A 14485-nucleotide genomic window follows, 5' to 3' on the forward strand; every position below is an offset into this window, starting at 1 on the left:
GAGCAGTACAGCCACGAACCCTACGTCGCGGTGGCGCGCTTCCAGGTCCATCTCGGCAAGGACCCTGCCGAACTCGAGCCGCGGCTGGTGGAGCGTGGCAAGGCGGCCCTGCAGCGGTTGGAGGATGCGCTGGCGGGAGCGCGGTTCCTGGTGGGCGCCCGCCCGACGCTCGCAGACATCTCGCTGGTGGCCTATACTCGCGTGGCCGGCGAGGGCGGTTTTGCGCTCTCCGACTATCCCAATGTGCAGGCCTGGATCGGCCGGGTGGAAGCGGCGTTTCGGATCCCCGACTGAGCCCTTGCAAGCCGCGGCGAGTGCGGCCAAACCCGGCCCATGCGCCGCCGCCTCGCCGCCTTCGCCAGCGTGATCGTCCTCACCGCGCCCTGCGTGGCGCTCGCGTGGGGGAGCACCGGACATCGGATCATCGGCGAGACGGCGATGCGCGCCGCGCCGGCCGAGCTGCCGGGGTTCCTGAGAACACCGCAAGCCGCGATCGACGTGGGCGAATATTCCCGCGAGCCGGATCGCTCCAAGGCCGCGGGCAAGGTGCACGATAATGAGCGCGACCCGGCGCACTTCGTGGACCTGGGCGACGATGGGCGGATCTTCCACGGCCCGACGCTGGCCAACCTGCCGCCGACCCGCGAGGACTACGACAGCGCGCTTAGGGCCGTGGGCCAGGACAGCTGGAAGGCCGGCTGGCTGCCTTATTCGATCGTCGACCGCTGGGAGCAGCTCGCCAAGGATTTCGCCTACTGGCGGGTGCTGACCGCGGCCGAGGCCAATCCGCAGTGGCGTGCGCACCGCGCCTGGTTCGCCGCCGACAAGCGTCGGCGCGAACAACAGATCCTGATCGACATCGGCGAGCTGTCGCACTTCGTGGGCGACGGCAGCCAGCCGCTGCATGTCAGCGTGCACTACAACGGCTGGGGCGACTTTCCGAACCCGCAGGGCTTCACCAACGCCAAGATCCACGGGCCCTTCGAGGGCGACCTGGTGGCGCAGAGCGTGCGGCCGGCGGCGGTGGCCAGCGCGGTCGCGCCGCTCAGGCTCTGCGGCTGCGCCATCGATAAGCGCACCGCCGATTACCTGGCCGCCACCGGCAGGCAGGCGATCCCGCTCTATGCGCTCGAAAAGGCCGGCGGTCTCAACCCCGGCGATCCGCGCGGGCCGGCGTTCGCGACCCGGCAGCTCGCGATCGGCGCCTCGGAGCTGCGCGACCTGATCGTCGAAGCGTGGAGGACCAGCCTCAAGGAGACGGTCGGCTACAAGCCGGTCGCCGTCGGCGACGTGCTGGCCGGCAAGGCCGATCCCTATCCTGCCCTCTACGGAACCGACTGATGAACGTCCCCCAGTTCGGCCAGCGCGAGCCTGGCCGCAGCTATCCCGACCGGCCTGCGGCCTTTGCGGTGATGGCGCGCGAGGGACGCATCGCGCTCGCGCACGTCAGCCTGAAGACCGGCGGGATCCGCATCGACCTGCCCGGCGGCGGCCTGGAGGACGGCGAGAGCGCCAGCCACGCGGCGGTGCGCGAGTACGGCGAAGAGACGGGCCTGGTGATCGAGGTGGAAGGCGAGCCGTTCACGCTGGCCGATCACTACTTCATCAACGATAGCAACGAATCCCACAACACGCGCGGACGGTTCTTCGCGGGGACGCTGTTGCGCGAGGATGTGGCCCGCAAGATCGAGCACGACCACACGCTCATCTGGCGCACGCCGCACGAGGCGCTGCTCGAGCTCGACCGCGACTCCCACGTCTGGGCGCTCGCCTGCTGGCTGCGGCGCGAGCGCGCCTAGGCGGACTTGCGCGGGGGCTGGCGAGTGCGGCGGGTGGCGCTCTTGCCGGCCGGGCGGATATCCGCTTTCCGCTTGGCGGACGCGCGGGCCTCTGCGCGGCGAACGACGTCCGGCCGGTTTTTTTCGCACTCGATCAGGATGTCATCGAGCTCCTCGTCGCTCAGGTTCTCGATGCCGATGAACTCGTTCTTGGCCTTCGAGGCGCGGATCAGCTCGTCGAGCTTGGCCTGCAGGGCGGCGTTGTCGCGGTTCTGGGTGTTCTGGATCAGGAACACCATAAGGAAGGTGACGATCGTCGTGCCGGTGTTGATCACCAGCTGCCAGGTGTCGGAGTAGTTGAACACCGGTCCGGTGACCGCCCAGACGATCACGACGAAGCAACACAACAGGAAGGCGGAGGGCCGGCCGGTCCAGCGCGAGGTGGCGCTCGCCGCCTGTGAGAAGGCTTGGCTCAGATTGACCATGTCTCGCGTGCGGCCTCCCGGTTTGCGAAGCCCTCGATGAACGGCTAGTCCGTGGCCCAGTTCCGGAGGTCGCCATGGCCGAGTCTGCAGGCCCAGCCAAGATCATCGACGGCAAGATCTACGCCGAGCGGCTGCACGCGCAGGTGACCGCAGAGGTGGCGAGGCTGAAGGCCGAGCACGGCCTGACGCCCGGCTTGGCCGTGGTGCTGGTGGGCGACGATCCCGCGAGCCAGATCTATGTCCGCTCCAAGGGCGAGCAGTCGAAGGCGGCCGGCATGCATTCGGCCACGCACCGGCTTGCCGAACAGACCACCCAGGCGGAGCTCCTCGGTTTGGTGGCCGCGTTGAACGCCGATCCGGCGATCCACGGGATCCTGGTGCAACTGCCGCTTCCGAAGCACCTCGACGAGCGGGCGGCGATCGCCGCCATCGATCCGGCCAAGGACGTGGACGGTCTGACCATGATCAACGCCGGACGGCTGGCGAGCGGCCTGCCGGGGCTCTACCCCTGCACGCCGGTGGGCTGCATGGTGCTGCTGCGCGAGACGATCGGCGATCTTACGGGCCTGCGGGCGGTGGTGGTGGGCCGCTCGATGCTGGTGGGCCGTCCGGTCGCCCAGCTGCTGATCCAGGCCGACTGCACGGTGACGGTCGCCCATTCCCGGACGCGCGACCTGCCGGCGGTCTGCCGCGAGGCCGACATCCTGGTGGCGGCGGTCGGGCGTCCCAGGATGATCCGCGGCGACTGGATCAAGCCGGGCGCGGCGGTGATCGACGTGGGCATCAACCGCGTGCCGTTCGACGATCCCGTGAAGGCGGCGCAGGGCAAGACCAAGGTGGTGGGCGACGTCCACTTCAAGGAGGCTGCGAAGGTGGCGGCGTGGATCACCCCGGCGCCCGGGGGCGTCGGCCTGATGACCGTGGCGGTCCTGCTGCAGAACACCGTCACCGCCGCCAAGCAGAGCGTCGGCCTGGCCTGAGGCGTCTTCCCAGAAACTCAGCTGGTCTTTTCGTTCGTCCAGGCGACGAGCTGGGCCAGCACGTCGTTCACCGCCTTGTCGTATGCCGCTACGATTGCGCCGACGCGGTTGTCGGCGGCCGGCGCGCGGGCCTCGAACAGCTGGTCGGAGAGCAGCGTGTGCCCGCGGTCGCGGGTGAGCGTCGCATGCAGCCGGACGAGCACCGTGGGCGCCGCGTTCGGCCCTGACTCGTAGCGGGTCTCGAAGTCGCGCACGTCGACGCGCAGCACGAAATCGGTGGGCGCCGGCGCGCCGCGCGGCGCCAGCCGGACTCGGCCGCCGGCGGCGTCAAAGGCGTCGAACACCGCCTGGTCGAACAGCACCTCGGCCGGCGCGGCCCAGCGGACCTCGGCGATGTAGGCAACCTTGTCGCCGGTGACGGTCAGGATGCGGTCGGCGGCGGATTCCCGCTGAAACGCGCCGTCCGACCAGAAGACGCCCACCGTCGAACTCCCGGGCGGGCGGCGGGTGGGCTGCGCGTGCGTCGCGCCGAAGCGATAGAGCTGGGCGGGCTTGCTCTTCGGCAGCAGCGAAACACAGCCGCTGAGGGCCAGGGCGATGGCCATGGCGGCGCCCAGCCGCAGGAAGGCTCCGGCGCGACTCATGGCTTCACCTTCAGGTCTTCGGAGGGGGGCTTCGCCAGCGTCCCCTGCGGGCTGGCCTCGATCTCGTCGACCAGCCGCTGCAGCGCCTGGGCGGCGGTGCGCATCTGGATCACCGCGGCGGTGATCTGCGGCAGGCCGTTGTTGGCGAAGTCGGTGGTCGGGCCTTGCAGCTTGTCCATCAGGGCATGCGCCTGGGCGGCGGTCTCCTTGGCTTCCTGGGCGGCGTCGGCGATGTTCTTCAGGCTGCGGCGGCCGTCGGTGTCCAGCATGTTCTGGCTGGTCGAGGCGAGGTCGGTGATCTTCTGGGTCGCCACGTCGATGTCCTGCAGCGCCTTCTGGGCGTCGGCGATCACCTGGCGGTGGGTGCGCAGTTCCTCCGTCACGGCCTGGGTGTCGGACAGCGCGGTCGAGAAGGTCTTGATGTTCTGATCCGAGAGCACCCGATTGACCCGGTCGAGGGCTTCGATGGTGCGGGTGAGCACGGTGCCGCCGCCCTGCAGCAGGTCGGAGAGCGCGCTGCGCTGGCTCCGCAGGATCGGGATCGTGCCGTGCGGCACGGTGTCTTTCAGCAGCGGCTTGGTGGCCGTGCCGGCGGTGATCTGGACGTAGTTCACTCCGGTGATGCCGAGCGGCTCCAGCGTCGCGTAGGAGTCGGCGCGGATCGGCACGTCGGAGGTGATGCGCGCGCGCGCGATCACCCGGCTGGGATTGGTGCGGTCGAGCGCGATCTTGGTCACCTCGCCCACCTTGATTCCGTTGAACCGCACCTCGCCGCCCTGGGACAAGCCGTTGATCGGCCCCTGGAAGAGGATGTCGTAGAGGTCGTACTCGGCGTTGATGCGCAGGCGCGCGAGCCAGACCACGAAGATCACCAAGCCCACGAACAGCACGAGGGTGGAGAGGCCGACCAAAGCGTAGTTGGCGTTCTTTTCCATCAACCCTCCGTCGTGGCCATCGCGGCCGCGGCGCGCCCCCGTGGACCCAGGAAATACTCGCGAATCCATGGGTGATCAGAAGTTTCTAGATCGCGAACCGGGGCCGTGGCGACCACCTTCTTGTCGGCGATGACCGCAACGCGGTCGGTGATGGCGTAGAGGGTGTCGAGGTCGTGGGTGATCAGGAAGACCGTCAGGTCCAGACTCTCGGATAGGTCGCGGATCAGCTCGTCGAACGCGGCCGCGCCGATCGGATCGAGCCCCGAGGTCGGTTCGTCGAGGAACAGCAGCTCCGGATCGAGCGCCAGCGCCCGCGCCAGGCCCGCCCGCTTCTTCATGCCGCCGGAGAGCTCGGCCGGCTTCAGCACCCGCGCCTGAGCGGGCAGCCCCACGAGCGCGATCTTCAGGTCGGCGAGGTCGTAGATCTCCCGTCGCGAGAGGCTGGTGTGCTCGAAGAAAGGCGCGGCGACGTTCTCCCGCACGGTCAGGTTGGAGAACAGGGCGCCGCCCTGGAACAGCACGCCCCAGCGGCGCTCGATGGCGCTCCAGCGGCGTTCCGACACGTGGGCGATGTCCTGGCCGAACACCTGGATGGTCCCGGCCCGCGGCCGCTTCAGGCCGATGATGGTGTTGAGCAGCACCGACTTGCCCGACCCGGAGCCGCCCACCACGCCCAGCACCTCGCCCCGGTTGAGGGTCAGGTTCAGCCCGTCATGGACCAGGTGATCGCCGAACGCTGAGCGCAGGTTCTTGACCACCAGGACCGGCCCATCGCCCTCGAGCGCCGCCTCGTCGGGATCCTCGGCGACAGGCCCGCTCACAGGTCGAGTTCCATGAACACCAGGGCGAAGGCGGCATCGATCATGATGATGGCGAAGATGGCGTGAACCACCGCCGCGGTCACCCTGCGGCCCAGGGACTCGACGTCGACGCCCACCTCCATGCCCTGCCGGCAGCCGACGCCGGCGATCACCGCGGCCATGACCGGCGCCTTGGACAGCCCCACCCAGAAGTGAGTGACGCCGACGTTGTCGATCATCCGCTGCAGGAAGAAGGTCGGGCCCAGCCCGAGCACGCTCCAAGTCACCATCAGCCCGCCGAACAGGCCCGCGAGGACGGCCACGAAGGTCAGCAAGGGGATGGTCAGCAGCAGGGCGGCGAAGCGCGGGAACACCAGGGCTTCGAACGGATCGACGCCCATAACCTGCATGGCGTCGATCTCCTGGTTCATCTTCATGGCGCCGATCTCGGCGGCGAAGGCGGAGGCCGAGCGGCCGGCCAGCAGGACGGCGGTGATCACGATGCCGAACTCCCGCAGCACCGCGATGCCGATCAGCTCGACCGTGAACACCTCGGCTCCGAACTGGCGCAGCTGGTTGATTCCGAGAAGCGCAATCACGGCGCCGATGAAGAAGGAGGTGACGGCGACGATCGGGATCGCATCGAGGCCGGCGCGCTCCATCTGCGAAACCACCGCCGCCCAGCGGATCCGCCGGGGATTGACGACGAGGCTCACCAGGCTGCGGCCCAGGACCACCAGCAGGTGCCCCAGGAAGACCATGGTGTCGACGCCCTCCATCGCCACGTTCACCACGCCCTTGCCGATGCGGATGGTGAGCTCGTGAAAGCCGGACGGCGCGGGGCGGGGCGGCGGCCCCGCCTTGGCCGCCTCGGCCACGATGCTGATCAGCCGCAGCGTCTCGGGCCGCGCGCGGACCTTGGCCACATCGAAGCCGTCGCCGGCGGCCCGGATCACGGCGAACGCGCCGGCGGTGTCCAGGCGGCCGACGCCGGTGAAGTCGAAGACCGCGGGCCGCTCGCGGCCCAGCGCGCGCCGCAACGCAGCGGGCACGCCCCCCAGGTCATTGGCCGTCCAGTCGCCGGAAAGCGCGACCGCGGGACCCTTCTCGCCGGGTTCGACCTTGAATTCGGCGGGGCTGTCCATCCCGGGGCGCGGTCTCCGACCAGCGGGGCGCGCGCGATCCCGTTCCGAGTCGCTGCGTCCCTCGCGGGCGAGCCTAGCAGAGCCGAACGGCGCGCCGAACGCTCTTGTGCCCGCGCCGCCGCAGACCCGCCAAGGCCAAGCTCACGCAGGCGTCATCTCTAGGGCCAAGCTAGGCCCACATTTGGCCCAAGTCCGCCGGGTATCCATGGGCGGGCCCGCCTTGCGCAGACCCCAATAAGCCGATTTCTGGAGAGAGTGCGCTTGACCCGACCGATCGAGCTCGCCGGCAAGTCCGGCGCCCGCTACCGCTACCTGCCCCTGGAGGAGGAGCGGTTCCTGCCGCCTGCCGGCGCGAACTTCGTGATCGCGGAGATGACCCCCGAGGGCGCCAAGGTGGTCTACGCCGGCGAGACGGACAACTTGGCCAATCAGAGCTGGCGCCAGGCGCTCGAGCGGGCGCGCAAGACCTACGGCGGGGCCAAGGTGCTCACGCGGCTAAACGTCACGCGCGCCGTGCGCGAAGCCGAGCGGATCGACCTGATCGAGCAGCACCAGCCGCCGCTGAACGGCAAGGAAAGCCGCGCCTGAGAGGTCTCAGCGCGCCGCCAGCACCACGCCGACGAGCACCGCCGCCCAGTGCGCGCCTGCGGCCGCGACCACGTGGCCGTGCCAGATCGCGCGGGCGAACTTCAGGCGCTTGTTGACATAGAAGACGACGCCGGTGGTGTAGAGCAGGCCCCCCACCCCCAGGAGCAGCAGGGCGACCCAGGTCACGCTGTCCAGCATGGGCTTCAGGGCCACCACCACCAGCCAGCCGAGCGCCAGGTAGAGACCGATCCAGAAGCGTCGGTCGAGGTGCATGAAGACCATCTTGCCGAGCGCGCCGAGCCCGGCGATCGACCAGACTGCTGCGGTCATGCCCCAGGCCCAGGCGCCGGTGAGGTCCTGGGTGGTGAACGGCGTGTAGGAGCCGGCGATCATCAGGAAGATGCCGGCGTGATCGAGCCGGCGCAGGACCGGCCGGTGCTGCGGCCTCGCGAAATTGTAGGCGGTCGAGAAGGCGAGCATCGCCAGAAGCCCCGCCGCATAGATCGCGACGCCGACCACCAGGCTGATTGAGCGCGCCTGGACTGTCAGCGCCAGCAGCACGATGCCGCCCACCAGCGCCAGCATCAGGCCGACGATATGGACGACGAGATCGGCGCACTTGGCGGCAGGGGTCGGATAGTGCCGCGGCGGCTTGGACGGCGCGGCGGGCGGTGGCAGGCTCATGGCGATCTCCAGGCCTGGGAGGCGCGCCTGCATGAGATGCGACTCCGGCTTGCCCCGCGCAAGTGAATAGGCGGTGACAAGCCGGCCCAAGGCCTTCCATGCTGCGCCGATGAGCGGCTCGGCGATCGTCATCTTCGGGGCGGCGGTGCGGTCCGACGGGCAGCCGTCGCCGACGCTGGCGCGGCGGATCGACTATGGGCTGCAGGCCGCGGCGCTCTGGCCGGAGGCGCCGATCCTGTGCTCGGGCGCGGCCGGGCGCATCGGGCCCAGCGAAGCCTCCGTGATGGCGCGGATCCTGGCGGCGCGCGGCGTGTCCGAAGCCCGCCTGGTGCTGGACGAGGCGAGCCGCGACACCTTGCAGAGCGTGGTGGCGGCCGCCCGCTTCGCCCGGGCCCGCGGCGGCGTCCATTGCGTCATCTGCTCGGACCGCTACCACCAGCCGAGAATCCGCCTGCTGCTGGGCGCGCTGGGCGTTGCAACCGCGCCGGGGCCGCTGACGCCCGGCCGCGGCGGCACGTCCGTGCGCCACTGGGCGCGCATGCGGCTGCGCGAAGGCGTGGCGATCCCCTACGACCTCGTCCTGGTGCTCGCGAAGCGCCGGAGCCTGCTCGCGGAAATGGCGGCCGAAGCCGGATGATCAGAGCGGCGCGGCCGGCCGGGCGGCTCGGCTGGTCATCATGCAGCTCTGGGAAGATTGGGCCGCGAGCGTCACCCCAGGTAGAGATCCGCGCAAGCCTCGACGATCGCCTCGAGGTCCAGGCGGTAGTGGCGGTAGAGGTCCGGTAGGTCGCCGACCTGGCCGAAGGCGTCGACGCCCAGGGCGCTCACCCGGTGGCCCATGACGCCGCCGAGCCAGGAGAGCGTCGCCGGCGAGCCGTCCACCACCGTGACCAGGCCCGCATGCGGCGCGAGCGCGCCCAGCAGCGCCTCGGCTTGGCTCTGCCGCTTGAGGCCTGCGGCCCATCGGTCGCGGCGCGCGGCCATCCAGTCGCGATGCAGCAAGCCCGGCGAGACCACGTTGAGCACGCCCAGGCCGGGGATGTCGTCGGCGAGCGCCTCGGCGGCCGCCAGGACCTCGGGGGCGACGGCGCCACAGAACACCAGCGCGGCCTCCGCCCCCGTCGCGGGCGGTTTCAGCCAGTAGCCGCCCTTCAGCGCCTCGGCGGACCATGCGCCGTCCGCCCGCTCGGGCTGGCGGATCGAACGGGTGGTGACACGCAAATAAACCGAGCCGCCGTCCTCCGCCTGCAGATGCTCGAAGCTCCAGCGCATGACCAGCGCCAGCTCGTCGACGAAGGCGGGCTCGAAGTAGGTGAGGTTCGGCTGGCCGATGCCGATCAGCGGCGTGTAGATCGACTGGTGGGCCCCGCCTTCGGGGCCGAGCGTCAGGCCCGAAGGCGTCGCCACGAGCATGAACCGCGCATCCTGATAGCAGGCGTAGTTGAGCGCATCGAGCCCGCGGCAGATGAACGGGTCGTAGACGGTGCCGATCGGGATCAGCCGCTCGCCGAACAGCGGCGCCGCCAGTCCGAGGGCGGCCAGGTTGAGGAACAGGTTGTGCTCGGCGATGCCGAGCTCGATGTGCTGGCCGGCGCGCCCGCCGCCCCAGCGCTGCGGGGAGGGGATCTTGGCGTCGCGGAAGACGTCGCGGCTCTCGCGCCTGCGGAACAAGCCCCGCTGGTTGACGAACCCGCCGAGGTTCGTGGACACGGTCACGTCCGGCGAGGTGGTGACGATGCGGTCGGCCAGCGGCTCGTGGGTGCGGGCGAGATCCGGGAGGATGCGGCCGAAGGCGGCTTGGGTGGATTGCTCGCCGCCGGGCGGGGCCGGGATCTCGGGCACGGGAACTGGCTCCGCGGCATAGCGCCGGGTCCGCGTCGCAGCGAACGGCGCGGCGTCCACGAAAGCCGTCAGGGCGCGGACCTCGTCCTCGGGCAGGCCGGCGAATGGCTCCCACTCGGCGCCTTGCGGGATGCCCATCGAGACCCGCAGCGCCTCGACCTGGGCGGGCGTCATCAGGCCCGCGTGGTTGTCCTTGTGGCCCTGCAGCGGCAGGCCGTAGCCCTTGACCGTGTAGGCGATGAAGAGGGTCGGCGTGTCGTCGCGCGCCGCCGTATCGAAGGCCTCGATCAGGCTCTCCACGCAGTGCCCGCCCAGCCCGATCATCAGCTGGTGGAGGGCCGCATCGTCGAAGCTGCCGACGAGCGCTGCGACGCCGGGCTTGCGGCCGATGTCGCCCATCAGGCGCTCGCGCCAGGCCGAGCCGCCCTGGAAGGTGAGGGCGGCGTAATCGGCGTTGGGGCAGTCTTCGATCCAGCCGCGCAGGGCGCCGCCGCCCGGCCGGGCGAATGCCCGCTCCTGGGCCTTGCCGTACTTGAGCGTCATCACCCGCCAGCCGGCGGTCTCGAAGATGTCGTCGAACCGGTCGAACATCCGGTCCGCGGTCGTCGCGTCCAGGCTTTGGCGGTTGTAGTCGACGATCCACCAGACGTTCTTGATGTCGTGCTTGTACGCCTCGATCAGGCACTCGTAGATGTTGCCTTCGTCGAGCTCGGCGTCGCCGAGGGTGGCGATCATCCGCCCCTCGCGCGCCGGATCGAGCCAGCCATGGGCCTTCAGGTAGTCCTGGGTGAGCGCCTCGAAGGCGGTGACCGCGACCCCCAGTCCCACTGAGCCGGTCGAGAAATCCACGTCGTCCTTGTCCTTGGTCCGCGACGGATAGGATTGCGCACCGCCGAACGCGCGGAAGCGCTCGAGCTGATCGCGGCTCTGGCGGCCATAGAGGTGCTGGACGGCGTGGAACACCGGGCTCGCGTGCGGCTTGATCGCCACCCGGTCCTGCGGCCGGAGGGCGTGGAAGTAGAGCGCCGCCAGGATCGTCGTCATCGAGGCGCAGGACGCCTGGTGGCCGCCGACCTTCATCCCGTCGCGGCTGTCGCGCAGGTGGTTGGCGTTGTGGATCATCCAGGTGGCGAGCCAGCGCAGGCGCGCTTCCAGCCGCTGCAGGTGTTCGACCTCACGGTTGCTGGCGAGGCGGGAGGGCGTGCGGCGCGGCGCAGCTTGGGACATTCGTGCAGGTTACCCCGTGACCCGGGGCAAATCCTTGCCTAATTGATCCGACGTCAGCTGCGGAACACCCCGCGGGTGACTAGGTCCGCCCAGGTGAGCCCGATCAGGATCGGCCGAAAAGGATCGCGGAGCGATTCGGAATGTCGCACAGCGATGCAACCGCGCCGCAGTTCAGTATTGGCTCGCCCTGGACTGGGAAAATGGTGGATGCGACAGGGATTGAACCTGTGACCCCCTCGGTGTGAACGAGGTGCTCTCCCGCTGAGCTACGCATCCGCCGGAGCGCCCCTGGCAGCAAGCGAAAGGGGCGCGCGAGAAGGGTTGGGCGTATAGCTTGCAGGCCTAGGCGCTGCAAGCGCCGAGGAGGCGCAGGCACGCGCCCGGCAGCTCCTCGAAGCGCCCGATCAGCACGTCCGGCGCAAGCTCGGCGGGGGCGATCTCGGTGTAGCCGAAGCTGACCAGGACGAGCGGGACGCCGGCCCCGCGGGCGGCTTCGGCGTCGGTCGAGGCGTCGCCCACCATCACCGTCCGATCGAGCGCGCCGCCGGCCGCGGCGACCGCCGCTGCGAGGTGCCGGGGATCCGGCTTGCGGGCGCGCGCGGCGTCCGGGCCCACGACCGCGGCGAAGAGGCGCTGGAGGTCGAGCGCCTCCAGCAGCGCGGTCGCAAGGTCGGTCGGCTTGTTGGTGCAGATGGCGAGCCGCGCGCCTTCCGCGATCAGCGCCTGCAGCGCCGGCGCGGCGCCCGGGAACGGGCGGCTCTCGTCGGCGATATGGGCGCGGTAATGGGCGATGAACCGGTCGAACAGCTCGCCCTCGCGATCTGCGGAAAGGCGCGCTCCCGCCGCCTCGAAGCCGCGCTCCAGCTGCCGGCGCGCGCCGTGGCCGATGAGGTTTCGCGCCGCCTCGAGCGGCAGCGGCGGCAAGCGTTCCTGCCGCAGGATCTCGTTCAGCGTGCCGACCAGGTCCGGCGCGGTGTCGACCAGCGTCCCGTCCAGGTCGAAGACGACGGTCGCGCCGGCGAGCGCCCGGTCAGCGGCCATCCACGATCCCACGCGCCTTGTCGAGCTCGCGGGCGTAGGCGTTCAGCGCCTGGGCGGTGAGCGCGATGTAGGTGGTCGCATCGGCGAAGCGCCGTTCCTCGATCGCCTCGCGCACGCCCGGCAAGGTCTTGGCGCTGTAGCCGGTGAACCGGCCGGGCGCATAGATCATGTTCTTGTACCAGGGGCGGAACGGCAGGCCCTCCTCACGCAGCAGGACCTGATCGAGCGGGCGGATCACCGCGTCGAGGCGCCCGCGCTGCGGCTTTGGAAGGCCCGCGCCCTTGGCCGCCAGCGCGGCGTCGAAGGCGCCGGCGCTCGCCTTCAGCTTGGCGACGGCCTGGTCGAGCGGCGTGAAGTCGAGCGCGGGCGAAGCCGGAAACGGCGTCGGCGCGCCGCTGGTCTCGGTGGGATCGGAGGCCAGCCGGTAGTCGTGCGCCGCCAGCATCTTGGCCTGGGCCGCCGCCTCTTCGCGCTTGGTGTCCGCCAGCTTCTTCACCTCCTCGGCGTAGCGTCCGACCGCGTCGGCGAAGTCGCCGTAGCGCTGCACGGGCAGGTCCGTGTCGGCGAGCCGGATCACCATCCGCCCGACCGTCCTCGCCAGCGTCGCGTCGTAGACGAAGCCGGGGTCGACGAAGCGGCTGTGGTGCTCGTAATCGTCGTAGAGCGAGTGATAGACCCCGCCGCTCTCGCCCTCGCCGCCATAGCCCACGTCGATGGCCGCCAGCCCCAGGTGCTGCAGATAGGCGGAGTAGTCCGAGCCGGAGCCGAGCGGACCGATCAGCAGGTCCTTCGATGGATCGAGCGCCACCTTCCCGAGCTGCTTGGCCTCCTCGGTGGCGCCCGGCTCCGAGGCGATCACGGCCTCACGGGCGCGCAACCTGTCGCGCACGGAGGCCCCGGTCTCCGGGTCCTTCACGTCGGCCGCCACTTCGTTGACGAAATGCTGGAAATCCTGGCTGCCTCCGGCGTTGAAATAGCCGCGGCCGTTGCCGTCGGAGTTGATGTAGATGAGGCCCTTGGCCTTCAGCTCGGCCGCGTGCGTCTCGGCCCACTCGGTGGAGCCCAGCAGCATCGGCTCCTCGCCGTCCCAGCTTGTGTAGACGATGGTCCGCTTTGGCCGCCAGCCGGACTTCAGAAGCCCGCCCAGCGCCTTGGCCTCGGCCAGCAGGGCGATCTGACCCGACAGCGGGTCGGACGCGCCCATCACCCAGCCGTCGTGGTGGTTGCCGCGGATGATCCACTCGTCGGGCTGTTCCGAGCCGCGCAGCGTGCCGATCACGTCGTAGAGCGGCTTCAGCGACCAGTCGGACTTCACGGCCAGGTGGACCTGACCGCCGCCGGGGCCCACGTGGTAGGTGATCGGCAAGGCGCCGCGCCAGCTCGCCGGGGCCACGTGTCCGCCGAGCGAGGCCAGCAGCACCTGGGCGTCGGCGTAGGAGATCGGCAGCGTCGGGATCTTCAGGATCGTCGTGGCTTCCTCCCGCGTCAGGCGCTTGGCCGTCTTGGTCGCGCCGACGCCGGGCGTCAGGGGGTCGCCCGGATAGAGCGTCATGTCGGCGACCGAGCCGCGCTGGAACCCGTGCGGCGGACGCGCCGCGCCCTTTGGATAGACGTCGTCAGTGGCATACCCGTCGTCGTGCGGGTCGGAGTAGATGATGCAGCCGACGGCGCCGTGGTCCTGGGCGAGCTTCGGCTTCAGCCCGCGCCAGCCCCCGCCGTAGCGGGTGATGACGATCTTGCCCTTCACCGAGACGCCCATGCGCTGGAGCGCGTCGTAGTCGGCGGGCATTCCGTAGTTGGCGTAGACCAGCGGCGCGGTGACGTCGCCGTCGCCCTGGTAGGCCACATAGGCGGGCAGCGCCGTGGCCTGGCCGCGGAGGGACGACTCGTCGCCGGGGATCGGCGGCTCCTGCAGCGTCGCCTTGAACGGCGCGCCGGGTCCGCCCACCAACTCCAGCGTCTCGCTGATCGGCGTCGGATAGAGGACGTCGAAGACCTCGATGTGGGCGTCCCAGCCCCAGGCCTTCAGCTGCGCCAGGATCCACTCGGCGTTGGCCTTGTCGTGCGGGGACCCCACGTGGTTCGGCTCGTAGGCGAGCTGCTTCAGCCAGCGTCCCATTTCCGCCGGATCGATCTGCGAATCGAAGCGGGCTTCCAGGTCCGCCGCGCGAGGCGGCGGCGCAGCGGCCCACGCGGAGCTGACCGCGCCCAGCGCGCAGGCGGCGAACAGGGCGGACAGACGGACACGACGCTTCATGAGACTTCCCCCAAACTTGAGGCCGGGACGCTAGCCGCTTCTCGCGCCCGGCCACAAGGCTTGCTAAGCCACACGGGCC

At 70.2% G+C, this 14485-nt stretch carries 15 protein-coding genes and 1 tRNA gene; 6 read left to right on the forward strand and 10 right to left on the reverse strand.

Features of this window, described 5'->3' with window-relative positions:
* From Q0W60_RS07070 to Q0W60_RS07080, 3 genes are all read left to right on the forward strand, one after another.
* Window positions 1-294, forward strand: a 294-nt coding sequence (locus Q0W60_RS07070) for a glutathione S-transferase C-terminal domain-containing protein (RefSeq protein WP_297693979.1), incomplete at its 5' end; no start/stop codon positions are given.
* 39 nt (window positions 295-333) lie between these two features.
* Complete coding sequence (locus Q0W60_RS07075) at window positions 334-1341, forward strand: S1/P1 Nuclease (protein WP_297693981.1); 1008 nt, start codon at window positions 334-336, stop codon at window positions 1339-1341.
* A complete protein-coding gene (locus Q0W60_RS07080; RefSeq protein WP_297693983.1) occupies window positions 1341-1799 on the forward strand; it encodes an NUDIX domain-containing protein in 459 nt (152 codons plus the stop codon). Before Q0W60_RS07075 ends, Q0W60_RS07080 begins: the two co-directional genes overlap by 1 nt.
* Here Q0W60_RS07080 and Q0W60_RS07085 read toward each other — a convergent pair.
* The gene (locus Q0W60_RS07085; protein WP_297693987.1) at window positions 1796-2263 is read right to left on the reverse strand and encodes a low affinity iron permease family protein; all 468 of its coding nucleotides are present in this window, start codon (window positions 2261-2263) and stop codon (window positions 1796-1798) included. The genes Q0W60_RS07080 and Q0W60_RS07085 overlap by 4 nt on opposite strands.
* 74 nt (window positions 2264-2337) lie before the next feature.
* Between Q0W60_RS07085 and folD the strand changes: the two genes are divergently transcribed.
* Window positions 2338-3243 carry a bifunctional methylenetetrahydrofolate dehydrogenase/methenyltetrahydrofolate cyclohydrolase FolD gene (gene folD, locus Q0W60_RS07090; protein ID WP_297693989.1) on the forward strand — a complete coding sequence of 302 codons (906 nt, stop codon included), beginning with the start codon at window positions 2338-2340 and terminating at the stop codon, window positions 3241-3243.
* A 17-nt stretch (window positions 3244-3260) separates the two neighbouring features.
* Here the strand turns inward: folD and Q0W60_RS07095 are convergent, their stop codons facing one another.
* The 4 genes from Q0W60_RS07095 to Q0W60_RS07110 are packed head-to-tail and all read right to left on the reverse strand — an operon-like array spanning window position 3261 to window position 6767.
* Window positions 3261-3887 carry an ABC-type transport auxiliary lipoprotein family protein gene (locus tag Q0W60_RS07095; protein WP_297693990.1) on the reverse strand — a complete coding sequence of 209 codons (627 nt, stop codon included), beginning with the start codon at window positions 3885-3887 and terminating at the stop codon, window positions 3261-3263.
* Window positions 3884-4822, reverse strand: coding sequence for an MlaD family protein (locus Q0W60_RS07100; RefSeq protein WP_297693993.1), 939 nt, complete (start codon window positions 4820-4822; stop codon window positions 3884-3886). Before Q0W60_RS07100 ends, Q0W60_RS07095 begins: the two co-directional genes overlap by 4 nt.
* Window positions 4822-5643, reverse strand: coding sequence for an ATP-binding cassette domain-containing protein (locus tag Q0W60_RS07105; RefSeq protein WP_297693995.1), 822 nt, complete (start codon window positions 5641-5643; stop codon window positions 4822-4824). The genes Q0W60_RS07100 and Q0W60_RS07105 overlap by 1 nt, the downstream gene beginning before the upstream one ends.
* Window positions 5640-6767: an MlaE family lipid ABC transporter permease subunit gene (locus Q0W60_RS07110; RefSeq protein WP_297693996.1), complete on the reverse strand. Its 1128-nt coding sequence runs from the start codon at window positions 6765-6767 to the stop codon at window positions 5640-5642. The genes Q0W60_RS07105 and Q0W60_RS07110 overlap by 4 nt, the downstream gene beginning before the upstream one ends.
* 261 nt (window positions 6768-7028) lie before the next feature.
* Between Q0W60_RS07110 and Q0W60_RS07115 the strand changes: the two genes are divergently transcribed.
* Window positions 7029-7355 (forward strand): hypothetical protein, encoded by a 327-nt coding sequence (locus Q0W60_RS07115; RefSeq protein ID WP_297693998.1) that lies wholly within the window; start codon window positions 7029-7031, stop codon window positions 7353-7355.
* Between the two features lie 6 nt (window positions 7356-7361).
* Here the strand turns inward: Q0W60_RS07115 and Q0W60_RS07120 are convergent, their stop codons facing one another.
* Window positions 7362-8039: a hemolysin III family protein gene (locus tag Q0W60_RS07120; RefSeq protein WP_297694065.1), complete on the reverse strand. Its 678-nt coding sequence runs from the start codon at window positions 8037-8039 to the stop codon at window positions 7362-7364.
* 73 nt (window positions 8040-8112) lie between these two features.
* Here Q0W60_RS07120 and Q0W60_RS07125 point away from each other — a divergent pair, with 73 nt between their 5' ends.
* Complete coding sequence (locus Q0W60_RS07125) at window positions 8113-8676, forward strand: YdcF family protein (RefSeq protein WP_297694000.1); 564 nt, start codon at window positions 8113-8115, stop codon at window positions 8674-8676.
* Between the two features lie 71 nt (window positions 8677-8747).
* On the opposite strand, the gene Q0W60_RS07130 is transcribed toward Q0W60_RS07125, so the two are convergent.
* From Q0W60_RS07130 to Q0W60_RS07145, 4 genes are all read right to left on the reverse strand, one after another.
* Window positions 8748-11108 (reverse strand): transketolase, encoded by a 2361-nt coding sequence (locus Q0W60_RS07130; RefSeq protein ID WP_297694002.1) that lies wholly within the window; start codon window positions 11106-11108, stop codon window positions 8748-8750.
* A 201-nt stretch (window positions 11109-11309) separates the two neighbouring features.
* Window positions 11310-11384, reverse strand: a tRNA-Val gene (locus tag Q0W60_RS07135).
* A 66-nt stretch (window positions 11385-11450) separates the two neighbouring features.
* Complete coding sequence (gene gph / locus Q0W60_RS07140; protein ID WP_297694004.1) at window positions 11451-12149, reverse strand: phosphoglycolate phosphatase; 699 nt, start codon at window positions 12147-12149, stop codon at window positions 11451-11453.
* On the reverse strand, window positions 12139-14406 hold the full coding sequence (locus Q0W60_RS07145; protein ID WP_297694006.1) for a transferrin receptor-like dimerization domain-containing protein: 2268 nt from the start codon (window positions 14404-14406) through the stop codon (window positions 12139-12141). Before Q0W60_RS07145 ends, gph begins: the two co-directional genes overlap by 11 nt.
* Window positions 14407-14485: the final 79 nt, after the last annotated feature.

It is taken from the genome of Phenylobacterium sp. (genome assembly GCF_025934275.1).
In the GTDB taxonomy this organism is placed as follows: domain Bacteria; phylum Pseudomonadota; class Alphaproteobacteria; order Caulobacterales; family Caulobacteraceae; genus Phenylobacterium.